The sequence below is a fragment of the Sphingosinicella humi genome (assembly GCF_003129465.1).
GTDB lineage: Bacteria > Pseudomonadota > Alphaproteobacteria > Sphingomonadales > Sphingomonadaceae > Allosphingosinicella > Allosphingosinicella humi.
The window spans coordinates 1-16,901 of record NZ_QFFF01000001.1 but is presented as its reverse complement, the minus strand read 5'-3'; the positions used below and the strand labels follow the sequence as shown (position 1 = coordinate 16,901).

The 16,901-nt window shown below is 64.6% G+C and carries 16 protein-coding genes and 2 tRNA genes; 12 read left to right on the top strand and 6 right to left on the bottom strand.

Annotated features, from left to right (window positions below):
- Positions 1 to 14: 14 nt before the first annotated feature.
- Positions 15 to 1,478, bottom strand: a complete 1,464-nt coding sequence (locus DF286_RS00110) for an ABC transporter substrate-binding protein (RefSeq protein WP_109269588.1) — start codon at positions 1,476 to 1,478, stop codon at positions 15 to 17.
- A gap of 140 nt (positions 1,479 to 1,618) precedes the next feature.
- Between DF286_RS00110 and DF286_RS00105 the strand changes: the two genes are divergently transcribed.
- Positions 1,619 to 1,930: a hypothetical protein gene (locus DF286_RS00105; RefSeq protein WP_146193536.1), complete on the top strand. Its 312-nt coding sequence runs from the start codon at positions 1,619 to 1,621 to the stop codon at positions 1,928 to 1,930.
- Between the two features lie 4 nt (positions 1,931 to 1,934).
- On the opposite strand, the gene DF286_RS00100 is transcribed toward DF286_RS00105, so the two are convergent.
- From DF286_RS00100 to rpsA, 3 genes are all read right to left on the bottom strand, one after another.
- Positions 1,935 to 2,021, bottom strand: a tRNA-Leu gene (locus DF286_RS00100).
- Positions 2,022 to 2,081: 60 nt separating this feature from the next.
- Positions 2,082 to 2,360, bottom strand: a complete 279-nt coding sequence (locus DF286_RS00095; RefSeq protein WP_109271890.1) for an integration host factor subunit beta — start codon at positions 2,358 to 2,360, stop codon at positions 2,082 to 2,084.
- 206 nt (positions 2,361 to 2,566) lie between these two features.
- The gene (gene rpsA, locus DF286_RS00090) at positions 2,567 to 4,270 is read right to left on the bottom strand and encodes a 30S ribosomal protein S1 (RefSeq protein ID WP_109269586.1); all 1,704 of its coding nucleotides are present in this window, start codon (positions 4,268 to 4,270) and stop codon (positions 2,567 to 2,569) included.
- A 515-nt stretch (positions 4,271 to 4,785) separates the two neighbouring features.
- Here rpsA and DF286_RS00085 point away from each other — a divergent pair.
- The 7 genes from DF286_RS00085 to DF286_RS00055 all read left to right on the top strand — a co-directional run bounded on the left by DF286_RS00085 (position 4,786) and on the right by DF286_RS00055 (position 10,346).
- Complete coding sequence (locus DF286_RS00085; protein WP_158274577.1) at positions 4,786 to 5,304, top strand: DUF2975 domain-containing protein; 519 nt, start codon at positions 4,786 to 4,788, stop codon at positions 5,302 to 5,304.
- Between the two features lies 1 nt (position 5,305).
- Positions 5,306 to 5,551 (top strand): helix-turn-helix domain-containing protein, encoded by a 246-nt coding sequence (locus DF286_RS00080; protein WP_109269584.1) that lies wholly within the window; start codon positions 5,306 to 5,308, stop codon positions 5,549 to 5,551.
- 15 nt (positions 5,552 to 5,566) lie between these two features.
- Positions 5,567 to 6,007 (top strand): hypothetical protein, encoded by a 441-nt coding sequence (locus DF286_RS00075; RefSeq protein WP_109269583.1) that lies wholly within the window; start codon positions 5,567 to 5,569, stop codon positions 6,005 to 6,007.
- A 988-nt stretch (positions 6,008 to 6,995) separates the two neighbouring features.
- The gene (locus DF286_RS00070; RefSeq protein ID WP_109269582.1) at positions 6,996 to 7,388 is read left to right on the top strand and encodes a hypothetical protein; all 393 of its coding nucleotides are present in this window, start codon (positions 6,996 to 6,998) and stop codon (positions 7,386 to 7,388) included.
- Positions 7,388 to 7,660 (top strand): hypothetical protein, encoded by a 273-nt coding sequence (locus DF286_RS00065; RefSeq protein WP_109269581.1) that lies wholly within the window; start codon positions 7,388 to 7,390, stop codon positions 7,658 to 7,660. The genes DF286_RS00070 and DF286_RS00065 overlap by 1 nt, the downstream gene beginning before the upstream one ends.
- Before the next feature lie 350 nt (positions 7,661 to 8,010).
- On the top strand, positions 8,011 to 8,679 hold the full coding sequence (locus DF286_RS15005; RefSeq protein WP_158274576.1) for a hypothetical protein: 669 nt from the start codon (positions 8,011 to 8,013) through the stop codon (positions 8,677 to 8,679).
- A gap of 329 nt (positions 8,680 to 9,008) precedes the next feature.
- On the top strand, positions 9,009 to 10,346 hold the full coding sequence (locus DF286_RS00055; protein ID WP_109269580.1) for a DNA-packaging protein: 1,338 nt from the start codon (positions 9,009 to 9,011) through the stop codon (positions 10,344 to 10,346).
- On the opposite strand, the gene cmk is transcribed toward DF286_RS00055, so the two are convergent.
- On the bottom strand, positions 10,343 to 10,963 hold the full coding sequence (cmk, locus tag DF286_RS00050; protein WP_109269579.1) for a (d)CMP kinase: 621 nt from the start codon (positions 10,961 to 10,963) through the stop codon (positions 10,343 to 10,345). The two genes, DF286_RS00055 and cmk, sit on opposite strands and share 4 nt — an antisense overlap.
- Positions 10,960 to 12,300, bottom strand: coding sequence for a 3-phosphoshikimate 1-carboxyvinyltransferase (gene aroA / locus DF286_RS00045; protein ID WP_109271889.1), 1,341 nt, complete (start codon positions 12,298 to 12,300; stop codon positions 10,960 to 10,962). Before aroA ends, cmk begins: the two co-directional genes overlap by 4 nt.
- Positions 12,301 to 12,410: 110 nt before the next feature.
- On the opposite strand from aroA, the gene DF286_RS00040 reads away from it, so the two are divergent.
- The 4 genes from DF286_RS00040 (at position 12,411) to DF286_RS00005 (ending at position 16,755) form a co-directional block, all read left to right on the top strand.
- A complete protein-coding gene (locus DF286_RS00040) occupies positions 12,411 to 12,737 on the top strand; it encodes a TIGR02300 family protein (protein ID WP_109269578.1) in 327 nt (108 codons plus the stop codon).
- 78 nt (positions 12,738 to 12,815) lie between these two features.
- Positions 12,816 to 12,891: transfer RNA gene (locus DF286_RS00035), tRNA-Ala, on the top strand.
- A gap of 962 nt (positions 12,892 to 13,853) precedes the next feature.
- Positions 13,854 to 14,069, top strand: a complete 216-nt coding sequence (locus DF286_RS00025) for a hypothetical protein (protein WP_109269576.1) — start codon at positions 13,854 to 13,856, stop codon at positions 14,067 to 14,069.
- Between the two features lie 2,254 nt (positions 14,070 to 16,323).
- On the top strand, positions 16,324 to 16,755 hold the full coding sequence (locus DF286_RS00005; protein ID WP_109269573.1) for a DUF6188 family protein: 432 nt from the start codon (positions 16,324 to 16,326) through the stop codon (positions 16,753 to 16,755).
- Positions 16,756 to 16,901: the final 146 nt, after the last annotated feature.

Below are 16,901 nucleotides of genomic sequence, written 5' to 3'. Positions count from 1 at the left end.
CTCAATTGGGGCGTCTAGGGCGCCGGTGCAACCAGCGTCTCCGGCAGATGCCGGCTGAAGGCGTTGAGCTGGAAACCGGTGAGGCGCGGCGATACCAGCGACCAACGCACCGGCGCGGTAATCGGAATGAAGGGCGTGGCGTCGGTCAGGCGGCGGTCGGCGGCCGCCATCAGCGTTTGCCGGCCGGCCGTCCACATCTCGATCCTCGCCGCTGCCAGGAGTCGGTCCGCCTCGGGGTCGCAGATGGCGCTTCTGTCGCAGGTGAAGCGGCGCAGATACCAGCCCGCGAGCGCGGCGGGAGCGACGCGGTCGATGAGACGAAGGTCCGCCGCCTCCCCCGCGGCGACCCGCTCCACCCGCAGGCCAATGGCGCGCCAGTCGCGCCGCAGATGGGCGAAGACCAGGCGATAACCAGGCCCCTCCGGCACCGCGACGCGCAGGGGAGGGGGCTCCTCGCCTTCCAAGGCGGTTTCGACCAGCTGCCTCGCCTGTTCCCGCCGCATGGGCAATGGATCGGCCGCCCATGCGGGCTGGCCGGGCTGGGGTAGATCCTCGATCCCGTCAGGCACCAGCGATGTGCGGGGCTGAAGCTCCGGCACGCCAAGCGCCGTCACCAGTTCGGTTCGGTCGATGGCCATGCTGAGCGCCCGCCGGACTTCCGGGGCGGCGAGCCACCCCTCATCGCTCGTGAAAATGAGGCCGAACAAGCCGGCGACCGGATCGAAGCGGAGCGCGGCCGCATCCGGCTCGGCTGCGCGCGCTATCGGCAGATTGCCCGCCGTGCCGCCGATGACGAGATCGGCAAGGCCGCGGCTGAAGCGGGCAACGGCCAGAGCCGCCGGCTCGCCCCTGAGAAGGATCCGCGGCCCCTCCGGTTCGGCCGCACCGTCGTCTTCGTCCCCTTCGGGCGGTTCCAACCGGACCGCGCCGTCCGCCGCCCCCGCTATGCGGAGCGGACCCGTGCCTTGCCCGTCGAGCAGGATGCCCATTTCGGGCTGGGCAAGCAGCTGGAGAAAATTCGGGCGCGGCGATTTGAGGCTGATCTCGAGCACATCATCGGTCATCGCCTCGATGTCTTCGATGACGCCGAGCTGCGACTTCAGCGCGTTGCTGCTCGCCCGGCTCATCACGGCCTGCAATCTCTCCGTCACCTGCTCGGCGGTAATGGGCTCGCCGTCGGGCCCGCGAAGGCGGGCGAGGCGAAAAGTGTAACGCAGGCCATCGTCCGACACGATCCAGCTCTGCGCCAGAGCTGGCTGAACCTGGCCGGTGGCGTCGAACTGGACCAGCCCCTGGCCGACCGCCTCGATCAGGAAGGCCGAGGCCGCATCCAGTCGCTTCAGGTTCGGATTGACGAGTTCCGGCGGTCCGCCGATCGCGCTGACCACGATGGGGCCAGTCTCCGGTTCCGAGCAGCCCGCGATCCAGAGCAAGGCGCCGGCGACAAGGGCGCGTGTCCTATGTGACCGAATCGCCATCGGCCCGATCGATAGCCCAGTGCCGGAACGATTATTAGGGCTTTTGCGCGAGCCGGTGCCTACCCGTTAACGAATTCTTTATGGCGGGTGGATAGCTCAGGGGTCTTGGTGGGGGTGGAAGGATGGAATCCGATCGGGAAATGCCTGGCCACTTTCGTGAGCGCCGGGTCGGGCGGACCAAGGTGTCGGCCATCGCCCAACTTCGTCCGACGGCCTGCTACAGCGTCGAAGTCCGCATCCGTGATGTGTCGCAGTGCGGCTTCATGGCCGAGTGCTGCGAGCCGATCGCCATCGGCAGTTCGGTCGCCCTCGACGTCCCCGGGATCGGCGAGGTTCAAGCGCAGGTGCGTTGGCAGATCGGCGGTCGGATGGGCGGCATGTTCCTGAATCCGATCAGTCTCGACCGCTGCGAATGGATCGCGGTGAGGACGGAGCCGTCCGAAGTCGCCTGAGCGCTGGTGCGGACGGCGGGACTCGAACCCGCACGCCCAGAAGGGCAGAAGATTTTAAGTCTCCAGCGTCTACCGATTCCGCCACGTCCGCACAGTGGGCCGCATAGCCTTAGTCGGCCCTGGCGCAAAGGTCAGGCGGCGATGAGCGCCCTCAGACGTTCAGGCGCTCGCGCATTTCCTTGCCGGGTTTGAAATAGGGGACGCGCTTGGCGGCGACGTCCACGGCATCCCCCGTCCGCGGGTTGCGGCCCTTGCGCGCGTCACGCTCGCGCGTCGAAAAGGCGCCGAAGCCCCTCAGCTCGACGCGGCCGCCATTCTGCAGTTGGGCGATGATCGAATCAAAGAAGGCACTCACTACCCGCTCGATTTCCTTCACGGTGAGATCGGGGTGATCTTGGCACAGCTGTTGGACCAGTTCGGATCGTATCAAGGCCAAGGCCTCCTGCAGGCGGGCATCCAAAGAGTTGCGCAAAATGAACGCGCCGCTGCCCCCGCCGCGGCGCTTGATCGAGATCAATCGCACCGAATCCGGCAAAACGCAACAACTGACCGGACGATGCTTTTCCCAAAAAAGCCTCGCCTCAACGCGAAGGTCGAAGCGAGGCTTTCCAGTCCGCCGCAGCGGTGAGGGTTGGGTTAGGTGTTTTTTTGCTTGAGGGCTTCGCCGAGGATGTCGCCGAGGCTGGCGCCGGAGTCGGACGAGCCGTATTGGGCGACGGCCTGCTTCTCCTCGGCGATCTGCATCGCCTTGACGGAGAAGTTGGGCTTCTTCGAGCGATCGAAGCCGGTCACCATCGCGTCGAGCTTCTGGCCGACCTGGAAACGCTCCGGACGCTGCTCGTCGCGGTCGCGGCCCAAGTCGGTGCGCTTGATGAAGCCGGTGGCCCCGTCGTCGCCGACCTGGACCTCGAGCCCGCCGTCGCGAACCTCGAGCACGGTGACGGTGACGACGTCGTTCTTCTTGACGCCGCCGCCGGTCGCGGTCGCCGCCGACACGCCGCCGCGCTCAAGCTGCTTCATGCCGAGCGAGATGCGCTCCTTCTCCACGTCCACGTCGAGCACCACGGCCTTCACGACCTCGCCCTTGTGGTGGAGGTTGAGCGCGTCCTCGCCCGAAATGCCCCAGGCGATGTCCGACATGTGGACCATGCCGTCGACGTCGCCCTCGAGACCGATGAACAGGCCGAACTCGGTCGCGTTCTTGACCTCGCCCTCGACCTCGGTGCCGACCGGATGCTTCTCGGCGAAGGCCGCCCACGGATTGGCCTGGGCCTGCTTGAGGCCGAGGCTGATGCGGCGCTTGTCCTCGTCGACCTCGAGGATCGACACGTCGACCTCCTGGCTGGTCGAGACGATCTTGCCCGGATGGACGTTCTTCTTGGTCCAGCTCATCTCGGAGACGTGGACCAGGCCCTCGATGCCCGGCTCCAGCTCCACGAAGGCGCCATATTCGGTGATGTTGGTGACGCGGCCCGTGAACACGCCGTCGACCGGATATTTGGCCGACGCGCCTTCCCACGGATCGCTCTCGAGCTGCTTCATGCCGAGCGAGATGCGCTGCGTCTCGCGGTTGATGCGGATGATCTGCACCTTCACCGTGTCGCCGATGTTGATCATCTCCGACGGGTGGCCGACGCGCTTGTAGCTCAAATCGGTGACGTGGAGCAGGCCGTCGATGCCGCCCAGATCGACGAAGGCGCCGTAATCGGTGATGTTCTTGACGACGCCGTCGATCACCTGGCCTTCGGTCAGCGACTGGATTAGGCCCGAACGCTGCTCGGCGCGGGTTTCCTCGAGGATGGCGCGGCGCGAGACGACGATATTGCCGCGGCGGCGGTCCATCTTCAGGATCTGGAAGGGCTGCGGAATGTCCATCAGCGGGGTCACGTCGCGGACCGGGCGGATGTCGACCTGGCTGCCCGGCAGGAAGGCGACGGCGCCATTGAGGTCGACCGTGAAGCCGCCCTTGACGCGGCCGAAGATCACGCCCTCGACGCGGGCGGTGTCGTTGAATTCCTTTTCGAGCGCGTCCCAGGCGGCCTCGCGGCGGGCGCGATCGCGCGACAGCATCGCTTCGCCCTGGTGGTTCTCGACGCGGTCGACATAGACTTCGACTTCGTCGCCGACGTTTATGTCGGCCTTCTGGCCCGGCGCGGCGAATTCGCGCAGCGCAACGCGGCCTTCGGATTTGAGGCCGACGTCGATGACGGCCATGTCGTTCTCGATGCCGGTGACGGTGCCCTTGACGACCTTGCCTTCAAAGCCTTCGTCTTCGCCGCCGAGAGTCTGGTTGAGGAGCGCCGCGAAATCCTCGCGGGTGGGATTTGCCGAAGTGGCCATAAATAAGAGTGTCCTTCTGGTGTCTTTTGCCGGCCAGAGGTTGTCTCCCCTGGTCTTTTGAACCCGACTGCCGCGGCGGCCCCATGCCGATCGCGGCTGTCCCGGCGGGCGGAGGCGTGGAAGCCCGACAAGCAAAAAGGCGCGTCAAAGGCGGGCCTTCCGAGGATTTCCACTGTGTGGAACTGCTCGGCGGTTTCCAGACCGCGATTTCCGAGGGTCTTTGACCCGGCTGGAAATCGCTCAGCCGCCCCTTACGCGCTGTCTCGTCGCAACTCCCACGGGCGCAGCGCCCGCTGGACGGGGCGGCGTATAGTGGAAGGGAGCGTTTGTCCGCAAGGGGTGTTTGCTGCGGCCATAGGGCGGCCTTTGACCAAGAGCGGACCTCTTGAGCTGTCCAGGGCGAAAGCGGCCATACGCTCCCGGCGCCTTTAGCTGCATTCCATCCAATGCATTTGTATTGCCGAAATTCGATAAGAGAGATATCGTTTATCAATATCTCGAGTCGGAGATTTCAAGTGGCATACTCATCCGCGCTGCCCATTGCCTGGATCACACTACGCGTCCTTATCCTCCTCAACTGGCTGTACGGCGCGGCCATCCTCGCCCTGCTGATCGCCACCATTGTTGCCGAGGAATGGACGTTCACCGCGCTCGGCATCACCCCCTCCTCCGGAATCCCCTCGATGATCATGGGGTTGCGGGCGATCGCGGTGTTCGGCCTCGTCGCCGTCCCCCTCAACGCCGTCGTTCTCAGGCGGCTGCTCGTGATCGTGGAAACGGTGCGCAGGGGCGATCCGTTCGTCGCCGCAAATGCCTCCCATCTGCATGCCATCGCCTGGGCGTTGCTCGGACTCCAGGTTCTCAGCCTCGTCATCGGCGGCATCGGCGAGGCGATTTCGACCCCGGCCCATCCGCTTCATCTCGATGCCGGCTTCTCGCCCAGCGGCTGGCTGGCCGTGCTCCTGACCTTCATCCTCGCGCGCGTTTTCGCCGAAGGCACGCTGATGCGCGAAGACCTGGAAGGGACGGTGTGACATGGCGATCGCCGTCAAGCTCGACGACCTGCTCCACGAACGTCGGATGACCCTGACCGAACTCGCCGACCGCATCGGCATTACGCTCGCCAATCTATCGATCCTGAAGACCGGCAAGGCGAGGGCGATCCGTTTCTCGACGCTCGAGGCGATCTGCGAGGTGCTCGATTGCCAGCCCGGCGACCTGCTCAAGTTTCAACCGGATTCCACACAGCTACCAACCGGAGTTTTCCGCTCCGCTTCCTGACCAAGGAGAAAGCAAATGGCTTTAACGGCAACACGCGTCCTCGAAGCGTCCGCATCCGGCGCCGATGAGGTCTCCCTCACCCGCCTATACGTGCTGCGGGCCACTTATCTCCTGCTCATCGTCGGTCTAGGCGGGATGATTGTTCCTGAAATCGTCGCTCACCCGATCACCGAACGCGGAATCATTCCTGCCTTGCTCGGCGGAGTCTGGGCGCTCGCCTTTTTGGGTCTTCGTTACCCGCTGCAGATGCTGCCGCTCCTGATGTTCGAATTCCTGTGGAAGGTGATCTGGGTGGTCGCTTACGGGCTCCCGCAATGGTCGTCCGGGCAATTGACGCCCGTGACCACGGAAGATCTTAAGGCCACCCTCTTCGGTGTCATTCTAATGCCGCTAGTGATCCCGTGGGGCTATGTCTGGCGCCGCTATGTGAAGCAGGCGGGCGACCGCTGGCAGTGATCGTTCGACGCCTGCTCTCCGCCCATAGCTGCCGCTCAGCGGCGGTGATATCCGGCGAATGGGCGCTCAGCGGAGTGACAGGAACTGGCCGCAAGCGGGCCGACAGCATTCGGACCGTGAGGAAGCAATTCGGACCCATTCCCGAGGACTGCGACGAACGAGCGAACTAGCTCGCGGTGAGCTCCTGGATTGACAGAAACCCAAATGGACGGGCAATCCATCGGGGAGGGGGGCGCGATGTCGTATGCATTGTTCGTTGTCGCCATGGTCGTGCAGGTGATTGTCGGCCGCACACAGCTTCTGGCAGTTAGGGGGGTGTTCCCGATACAAGTGGGATCAGCTCAAGCCTAATCGGTATTGCCGCCGGTCTTTCCTTCTTCGCCATTCTCGTGTGGGGCTTTGCGACCTTCCGCTGGTATTTTGCATTGCCCACTATTGTGGTGATTGGGACGATGTCCGGCATGATCGTCACTTTGAGGTCATGGGCCTTTTGGTATGCCATTAAAACTGTAGTCGACTTGCTGGCGTTCGCGCTGACGGTGTTCTTGTGGTGGTGGTACTGGCCCTTCTAGGCAGGAACGATTGCGCTGCTCCTCCAGTGGATGACCCGCCCGGTCGACTTGTTCATATGGGACGTAGCTACCAAGGCTTCTCTGTGTAAACGAGATGCTCCACAGCGTGGGACCGTGCTTGGCCGGTTCAATACCGGCAGGTTCCCAGTAACAAGCCGTGTGACGCGGACATTCTGCAGCTACTCAAGGCGCGACGACGAAGAACCAGAAGCGGACGACGGCGGCCACCACGGCGGAGAGCGGCAACACCCACCCGTCGACGACTTCAGCGCCGATCACCCGATCCAGGCAGCTATCGATCCAAACAGGCCTACGTCTCCGACGCGGAGTGTCGCGGGTTACAGCCAGTCCGTGCAAACGTCAGCCAGTTGCCTACCAGTTGGTCCCGGCTATGCTGCCATCCAGAGGAGAGATGGATGGCGGGGAATCACAGTCAGGCGTTTGAGTTCTTCAGGGTCAAGCCAAAGAACATCAGGTGGAGCTGGTCGGGTCGCAGCGTCGATGGTTCAACCGTTGCCGTGCGGCTGTGGCAGGACAGGTTCGAAAACGGCACGAAGATCTACCGCAGCTGGAGCAGCGACAAGCCCGGGGAGTGGAAATCGCGCCCAGGCTTCGTCGAGTTGATCGAGAACCTAGTGCACGCGCGCGATCATCTCAACGGCATCGTCAGCGTCATCATTTTGATAGCCAAGGACAAGAAGGCGGCGCCTAGGTCGATCGACCGCAGCTTCCCCCACCCGGACCTGAAGATGCGTGTGGTCGAACTCGATGAGAACGAGGGCACGTTCGTGCTCGAGCGGATCGACTGATGGCGAAGGACAATCCATACGTCACGATCATCGCCGAGAGCTTCGTCCCCTCGGGCATGTCGGGTCGCCATGGCAAGGTGCACATGCGTCCGGCACCCGGTCAGCCGTTCGGCCAAGATTTGTCGATCGAGTGCTCGAAAGCGCTGACAACCAAGCACCCGGTCGGCACGCGCTTTCGCATGCGGGTGAAGCTCACCGACCGGGAGAGCAGCGGCGAGTTCCTCTACAGCTATCACGGCTGGAAGGTCGACGTGCTCGGCCTCCCTAAGTGACAGGGCGTGATCAGCTACGGCAGCTTTCTGGATCGTTGAAGCTGCCGTGGAATGACCGGCATGGGCGCATATTGAACAGGGTGCCGAGAACTAATAGAACCAGATAGGTGAAATGGACTTGACATCGTGACGCTAATATGGCACATGCCAGCCAAGCTGAAGAAGTGTAGGTGGACCCCGAATTCCTGATCTCCATCAGGGCAGGCAAGTTCGGGGCGTCCTTCGACCCCAGATCGGCGTCTGGGGCTGGCAAGCTCAGGATGATCGGAACAGAAGAGGTCGCGCGGCGGCGCCGGTGCGGCCTTTTTTCATGTGCACTTCGACAGGCTCGGCGCAGGCGGGAGGTGGGGATGGATAAAAAGTCGGAGAGGGCGGAAGAGCGCCCCTCGACTTCGCTCGGGACGAACGACGAGGAAGGGCGCCTCTCGACCCTTCGACAGGCTCAGGATGATCGGGACTCGGAAGAGGTTGGATGGCCGCGCGGCTCTGCGGCTCGCAATGACGATGAGGGGGAGCGGGTGGTGCCGGGGAAGAACCGACCTTTGCAGGTCGCGCGGACGGGCGGGCGGAAGTTGTTCGACGAGGCGCGGCGGAGCCTGTTTCTCGAATGGTTCGCGGCGACGTGCAACGTGAAGCTGTCGGCCGAGCGGGCGGGGGTCAATTACAAGACCGTGTTCAAGCACCGGATGAACGACGAGCGCTTTGCCGAAGCGTGGGACCGGGCGCTGGAGCAGGGGGTGGCGCGGCTGAAGGCGAAGCTGCTGGAGACGCGGGCGCGGGAGACGCCGATCGGGATCGACGGCGATCTCGACGCGCCGGAGCTGGAGGCGGTCGATCCGGCGCTGGCGATCCAGCTGCTCCGCGAGCATGAGCGGCGGCTGGCGGGCTATCCCAAGCGGGGGGCGACGCCGCGCGTGGCGACGAACGCCGAGGTGCGCGAGGCGCTGGTAAAAAGGCTGGCGGCGTTCGGGGTGCGGGTGAGCGAGCCGCCTTCGGCGAGTGAGGGTTCCAAAGCCTAGCAAGCCGTCTCACGTCTGGCGCGTCCGTACACCGTTATTTCACGCCCTTCGTCTGCCTGCAGGCGCTCAGGATAAACTTGGCCTCTGGCCAAGACGCAGAGGCGCAGAGAGCCCAGCGCTCGCCTCAAGGCGGCGCAGCCAATCTTATCCTCAATGCCGGCAGGGCGACGACAAGTTCACGCTTCGCGTGGCGCGAGAATGACCTCCGCGTCTCTGCGTCTCTGCGCGCGAATTCGACAGCCTTGGAGGCGAGCGATGAGATTGGACGATCACGCCGATTTCGACCTTCGACACGCCGTCTTCGGCGACTGCTCAGGATGATCGGGGCCATGACGGATTACGCGGACTTTGGGGATCTGCTCCTGCTGGCGGGCAAGATGGCGGCGGGGGACGTCGAGACTTGGGAGCGGTTCGTGAAGGGGCTGTCGGAGCCGGTGAAGCGGCGGATCGGGGAGGAATTCTTCGCCTGGCAGGCGCATGGGGGGCAGGGGGAGCCACCGGGGGACGGCTGGCGGGTGTGGCTGTTGATGGCGGGGCGGGGGTTCGGCAAGACGCGGGCGGGGGCGGAGTGGATCTCGGCGCGGGCGCGGGAAAATCCGGGGGCCGCGATCGCTCTCGTCGGCGGGAGCCGGGACGAGGTCGTCAAGGTGATGATCGAGGGACCGAGCGGGCTCATCGCCGTGGCGCGGACGGGGGAGGCGCCGCGCTGGCGGCCGACGCGGGGCGTGCTCAGCTTTTCCTCGGGCGCGGAGGCGTTCGTCTATTCGGCGGCGGCGCCGGAGAAACTGCGCGGGCCGGAGCATCATTTCGCCTGGGCGGACGAGCTGGCGAAATGGAGGCAGGCGGACGCGGCGTGGGACAATCTGATGATGGGGATGCGGCTGGGGGAGCGACCGCGGATGGTGGTGACGACGACGCCGCGGTCGGTGGCGATATTGCACCGGGTGCGGGCGCTGAAGGACACGGTCGAGACGTGCGGGCGGACGGAGGAGAATGCGCATCTCTCCGGCGCGGTGCGCGCGTGGCTGGCGGAGACCTATGGCGGCACGCGGCTCGGGCGGCAGGAGCTGGACGGGGTGCTGTTCGACACGCCCAAGGGAGCGCTGTGGACGCGGGCGATGATAGAACGATCGAGGCAAAGTGGTACTTTGCCTCGGGGGGAGCTGAGGCGGGTCGTGGTCGGCGTCGATCCGCCCGTCAGCGCGGAGGGTGATGCCTGCGGGATCGTCGTGTGCGGCCTTGGCAGGGACGATAGCGTCTATGTGCTCGCCGATTGCAGCGTCTCGGGGATGCGGCCCGAAGGGTGGGCGCGGGCGGTGGCGCGGGCGGCGGAGGCCTGGGGCGCCGACCGGGTCGTGGCGGAGAAGAACCAGGGCGGCGACATGGTGGAGAGCGTGCTGAGGCAGGTGGACGGGGCGCTGCCGGTGAAGCTGGTCAGCGCGAGCCGGGGCAAGGCGGCGCGGGCCGAGCCGGTGGCGACGCGGTTCGAAGGCGGGCGGGCGAAGCTGGCGGGCTGCTTTCCCGAGCTGGAGGACGAGCTGGCGGGGCTGATCCAGGCGGGCGGCTATGAGGGGCCGGGCCGGAGCCCCGATCGCGCCGATGCGATGGTGTGGGCGATGACCGAGCTGATGCGGCCGGCGGTGGAGCCTCGAATCAGGGTGTTCTAGGCGCGGGCGCGCTCCACCAGCGCGATGGCGGCGGCGATGGCGGCCTCGCGGTCGAGGTCGCTGGTGTCGAGGAGGTGGGCGTCCTCGGCCCGGCGCAGCGGCGCGGCGGCGCGGTGGCTGTCGCGATCGTCGCGGGCGCGGATGTCGATGAGGACGTCCTCATAATGGGTGGTGACGCCGCGCTGGCGGAGCTCGTCGAAGCGGCGCCGGGCGCGGACCTCGGGACGGGCGGTGACGAAGAGCTTGGCCTCGGCATGGGGCGCGATGACGGTGCCGATGTCGCGGCCGTCGAGGACGGCGCCGCCCGCCTGGCCGGCGAAGTCGCGCTGGCGCTGGGCGAGCGCGGCGCGGACGGCGGGATAGACCGAGATGCGCGAGGCGATGCCGCCGGCCGTCTCGCTCTTCAATTCGGGATCGGCGAAATCGATCTGGCTGAAATCGCAGGCGCGGAGGGCCTGGAACTCGCTCTCCGGATCGCCGCCCCAGCGCAGCAGGTTCAAGGCCACCGCGCGGTAGAGGAGGCCCGTGTCCATGTGCGGCAGCCGGTAGTGGGCGGCAAGCGCGCGGGCGATGGTGCCCTTGCCGCTGGCGGCCGGTCCGTCGACGGCGATGATCATGCCGCGGCGAGCGCCCGGAGGGTGGCGGTGAAGCCGGGAAAGCTGGTTTCGACTGGGGTCATGTCGTCGACCGTTAGCGGCTGGCGGCAGTGGAGGCCAGCCACCGCGAAGCTCATCGCGATGCGGTGGTCGAGCTCGGAGGCGACGGTGGCGCCGCCGGGGAGCGGGTCGCCGCCGCTGCCCTCGATGGCGAGCCCGTCCTCCGCCTCCTCGACCTTGGCGCCGATCGCCCGGAGGCCGCGGGCCATGGCGGCGATGCGGTCCGATTCCTTGACGCGAAGCTCGGCGAGGCCGCGCGCGCGGCTCTCACCCCGGGCGAAAGCGGCGGCGACGAAGAAGATCGGGAACTCGTCGATCATGGCGGGGACGACTTCCGGAGGCACGTCGACGGCTTCGAGGGGCGAGTGGCGGACGATGATGTCGGCAACGGGCTCGCCGCCGAGGTCGCGGGGATTCTCGAAGGTGAGGTCTGCGCCCATCGCGCGCAGCGTCTCGAACAGGCCGATCCGAGTCGGATTGACGCCGACGCCGTCGAGACGGATTTCCGAGCCGGGCACGATCAGCGCCGCCACGATCAGGAAGGCGGCGGAAGAGGGGTCGGCGGGCACCGCGACGATGCGCGGGGTCAATTCGGCTTCGCCCTTCAGCGATACCAGGCGTTCGCCGTCCTCCATCGCCCCGGTCTCTATGTCGGCGCCGAAGGCCTTCAGCATCCGCTCGGTATGATCGCGGGTCGGCACCGGCTCGATCACGCGGGTTGTGCCGGAGGCGTTGAGGCCGGCGAGCAGCAGGGCGGATTTGACCTGGGCCGAAGCGACCGCGAGCCTGAACTCCGTCGCGACGGCGCCGGAGAGGCCGCGGAGGGTGAGGGGGAGCCGCCCGCCGGCGCTCGCGGCGACGTCGGCGCCGAGGCGGCTCAAGGGCGCGATCACCCGGTCCATGGGACGGCGGCAGAGCGATTCGTCGCCGATGAAGGTGGCGGCGATCGGATGGGTGGCGACAAGGCCCATCAGCAGCCGCGTCGACGTGCCGCTATTGCCCATGTCCAGCGCCCGCGCGGGCTGAAGCAGGGCGCCGGCGCCGACTCCGTCCACGTCCCAGCCGCCCAGGCGCCGCGCGATGCCGACGCCCATCGCCCCCAGCGCCTCGGCCGTGGCGCGGACGTCGCCGCCCTCCGACAGCCCCTCGATCCGGCTCCGGCCGGCGGCCATGGCGGCGAACATCAGCGCCCGATGCGAGATGGATTTATCGCCGGGAACGGCCGCTCGCCCCTTGAGCGGCCCGCCCGGCCCGAAAGTCGCTGGCTGAGCCGCGTCGCCCCGCTCCGACTGCTTCATGGGCTTGGCTTTTGACAGCGGCCCACCCATGTGGCAAGGCGCGCCGCGAAAGCCGCCGGGCCATTCGGCCGGGGCGCCGATTTTCAATTTCTTTTGGAGACACTTCACCCATGGTGAAAGCGGAATGGGGGACCAAGCGGACCTGCCCGAAATGTGGCACCCGCTTCTACGATCTCGGCAAGGAAGACCCGGTGACGTGCATCGAATGCGGCGTCGCGTGGGAGCCGGAGCCGGTGCTCAAATCGAAGCAGCCCTTGCCCTTCGACGAGCCGAAGAAGAAGGCCGACGCGCCCGAGAAGGAAGATGCGGACCTCGCCGACGAGGACGATCTCGACATCGACGAGGATGCCGAGGAGAATCCGGACGACGAGGTCGATCTCGGCGGTGACGACGATATCGGCGTCGCCAAAGGCGGCGACGACGACGAAGACAGCTAAAACCCTCTTGGCAAGCGCTGCCTCCTATCCTAGAGGCAGCGCCCACAGCCCGCCGAGGCACCAGCCGGCGGAGATATCGGGGCCGTAGCTCAGCTGGGAGAGCGCTACACTGGCAGTGTAGAGGTCAGGGGTTCGATCCCCCTCGGCTCCACCATCCTTCGCTAAAGCTACGGCGGCAAGCCAGCCGGGCGGAGGTTTAGCTCAGGCTGCCCGCCTTAGCCCCGCGCAGCAGCCCGACGGCGCGCTCGTGAGGGAAGAAGCGCTCAGATGCGCGACGCATAGCCTTATTGCGTGGCGCGGGCTTTCTTCGAGGCTTTCTGTTTGAGTCACATGGTCAGGATCGGGGAGACCTGGTCAACGTCAAGGCGGAGCCGCTCGCTATTGGGAGCGGCCCGTCAGGCACGGCGAACTCAAATACGTCTCCTTCAGCGAGTTTGACGCGCTTCCGAGATAGTTTTTTGTCCGTTTTCATCGACTACGCTAGCTTTCGGAATGTCTGAAATCGATCCAATCCGGACATTAGCCCGAGGCGAGAAGCTCCGCCAAAGTTCCCTCGATGCAGGGGACGCCATCCTTCGAACATTTTGCTGCCCGCACTATGCCTTTGCGGACGTCGCTCAACTCGCCGCAGGTATGACCCTCGGCGAAACTGAATAACAGGAGGGGCTGCGGGCTGAGCTCAGTCGCGGTCGCTATCTCCGTGAGGAGTCTCTGGTAGTCTCCGCTGGTGGGTTGCGATTGGCGGAACCGATTGAAATACATCACCCATTGCCAACTGCCTTGCTCCGTCTCCTGAGCGTAGAGGATGGGCTTATATGAGCCGGGCATCGGCATCGGCTCCATAGAACTTGCTATAACCCACTCTTTCGACGGCGAGCAATCTCCAGAAGCGCACGACAATGCGGTAACGAGAGCAACGGGCATAAGGAATTTGGGCAGGGCAATCACCTTCGCAGGATGACGTATTGTATGTCCGCGTTCCACCCCGTTCGGCCGCTTATCGCCGAGTCAGTGGCGCCACAAAGCCGACTGTCGCCTATCGGTCCCCCGAACTGCGGAACGGTCGATCCGCTCCCGACCCGTTGCGGACACTCGTCAGGTGGGCGACAAAGCGCCATGTTCACGTATGGCGACATCGTGTGCATCAGGAGCGATGCACCCATAGAATTGCGTCCCGGCTCGAAGGCTTGGGTGATCGGTGTCACCGCCGAGCAGGACCCGCGCGGAAGCCACTTTGCCCAATTCCCCGACGGCACCGTGTACCTCGTGGAGTTTGAAGGTGGGGATGCCATCGACGTTCATGAAAGTATGCTGGAACCCGCCCTGAGCTAAGCGTCTGCTTCCCACCCATAGCGGACGTTCGTGCGAGGGATCTTTCTTCCGGAAAACGCACGTTGGACAGCTCGCGTCGGCTATGTCGGAAATCGACGCATTGCGAACCTTCGAGAGCCGTGAGACGATCGGCAGATGCTTTTAGTCCTCGCAGCCTTTCTACTTGCAGGCGGGCCCGCACCATCTTCAAACCCGGTCGATCTCGGCGGGACCGCGTGGATCGTCTCGACCATCGGTCATTCGGAATTTTGCCCGGCCGGAAACGTGAGAATAGACCTGCGAACCGGTCAATATACCTTCACAACTACAGCGCCGCGAAAGGTCTGTAATGACACAGGACTGGAGCGGCCTGTGAGCGCGGGAAAGCTCAATGGGGAGCGTCTGGCGGCGGCCCGGGCAGGCTATGCGCGCGCCGTGGCCGAAGGATTGATCCACCAAGCCTGTCGAGAAGGCAGGCAGCCGGAGACGCTTATTGTCAGCAACGGCGGTACTCCGGTTCTCGTGCTGACTACCGGAAGGCAGACGGGGTCGGCGCCGGATGACCTTAGCTGTTGGAGCCAGGCTGCGAGCGCGTTGCACCAGGTACTCGACGACCTCTTCAACTCGACGCATCAGCCTTAGCAATGCGACGGGCTGTATCGTCTGTGTCCGAGCCATTGCGGACCTGCGTTGTGACCCAATAAAATGGGTGACATGGGTGCTGTAAGAGGTCGATCTGGCGTGGCGGTGTTCGTCCTGCTGACATTAGTAGGATTGGCCCTAGCTTTCCTCGTTTTCTTGGGGTTGGCCATGGGCGAATGCCTTCCTCGCGACGAAAGTTCAGCGATGCATGCTTGTGACGCCGCAAAACAAAGAGAATTTTGGCTTTACCCGTTGCTCGTGCTGCTTTCGGTCGCGGCCGCTATATGGCTCGAGGTACGAGGCTCGCCCTTTGGGCGGATCGTCGCAGCTTTGAGCGGTATCATTGCATTCTGTGCACTATACTTGGTCGAGATGTTCTGAATGACCTGCGGCCCACAATCGTAGGTCTGTTTCCCGCCATTGGGAACGTATGCTGCGTATTAGTTTGCATCTTTGTCGCCTCGGCTTTGAACCCGGGAGATAGTCACTCGGATGGCCACAAAGACTGCGACTGCTATCAAAAATATGGCAAGAGCCCGCATGCTGCGCTCAGCACCCGAGGGACAGGTATCGCCAGGCAGGCAATCGCCAGCAATATTCCCAAAGACTGCCATGGCGACGACGCCCCAGTAGAGGAGGCCGGCGAGGCAGCCAAGGCCAGTTCGATTGTCCGGTTTCACGCCAGCGTCAATATGTCAGGAGCAATGGCAGCTTTCCATCCTTAGTCGATACTAGTGCAACAACGGCTGGAACGACAGGCTGAGATCAAATAGCACGCCAGTACCGATAGAAACCAAGCGCACCAATCGTGAGTATCGTCACGCCGATCACAACCCGAGCGACGACCCAACCACTTCCGGCGAGGGCGCTAAGCGCTAGCAAAGCGCCGCCTATCACCGCTCCCCCCGCCAATGAGCAAGCGGTCTTATGTGCCATCAAGTCCTTGTCGCCATGATAGGCCATAACAACAGGCTACCCGAAGCAATGTCGGCTAACCACCCCGTTCGGCCGCTTGTCGCCGAATCAGTGGCGCCACAAAGCCGACTGTCGCCTATCGGTCCCCCGAACTGCGGAACGGTCGATCCGCTCCCGACCCATTGCAGACAGTCAGGGCGCCTGACATCATTGCTGCGTGCCCGTAGCTCGTTCACTCCCGTTGCTCCTGATCGCTGGCCTACTGGCGTGCTCCGAGGAGCCATCGTCCACCGTCTGCGGCGAGAGCTTCTGCTTTCCGACGGGAACCAAGCTCCTCAGTCGCGAGGCCCCGGTGGAGGACTTCAACCTTTATCGTGTCGAGGTAAACGGCCAGCGGTTTGTCGTCTATGAGGGCAACGCTCCCCAACGCCGCGACGGGAGCATCGTCATTCCGTGGACTGAAGAGTGGCCGACCTATCTTGAGGTGAGCGGCCCGTGCACGTCGTCCTCCAATTGCGAAGCTAAGTCGTTCGCAGCCGAGATAACACGCCCATGATCGAGCGCGGTCGAATGTCCGCTAACCACCCCGTTCGGCCGCTTGTCGCCGAATCAGTGGCGCCACAAAGCCGACTGTCGCCTATCGGTCCCCCGAACTGCGGAACGGTCGATCCGCTCCCGACCCGTTGCGGACATTCGTAGCAGGTGCCAAACCGACGGAATGGAGCCGGACTACTTCGCTGATTTTGAACAAGCGTTCGTCGGGCGGACCTGCTCGATAGTGCGCGAAGCGCCTGTGTGGCGGGCGAACTTCGGCGATGGCTTCACCATCGGGTTGGAGGTGCCTTGGCGGATCGTCGCCAATGGGCGGGTAGCATTCGGTGACGAAGATGACGGGCAGTGGTTCGGACTGCCGTCGCCGATAGATGGCGAGGAGCGGGCCGCTTCGCTGTTGCAGGGGCGGGTCGTTCAAGCGATGCAGCTGGACCACGAGACAGGCGATCTCCACATCGTCTTCGACGGGAACACGCGCATCGATGTTTTCAATCAGTCGTGCGGCTATGAAGGGTGGGCCGCTTATTACTCGGTTGGCGGCTCACAGTGGGGGGTGATCGCAATGGGCGGGGGCGAAATAGCAGTTGTGCCCGGGTGACCGTAAGCGTCCGCTTTCCACCGATGCCGTTGAAAAACTCCGGTCAGGGATCGGAGCGGCCTCGCGCTGATTGAGAGTGTGATCCTCCTCAGGTGGTTGCGGGTGCCGGCATCGGGATCAGCTTGGCGAGCTTCCTGAGGTTCTGG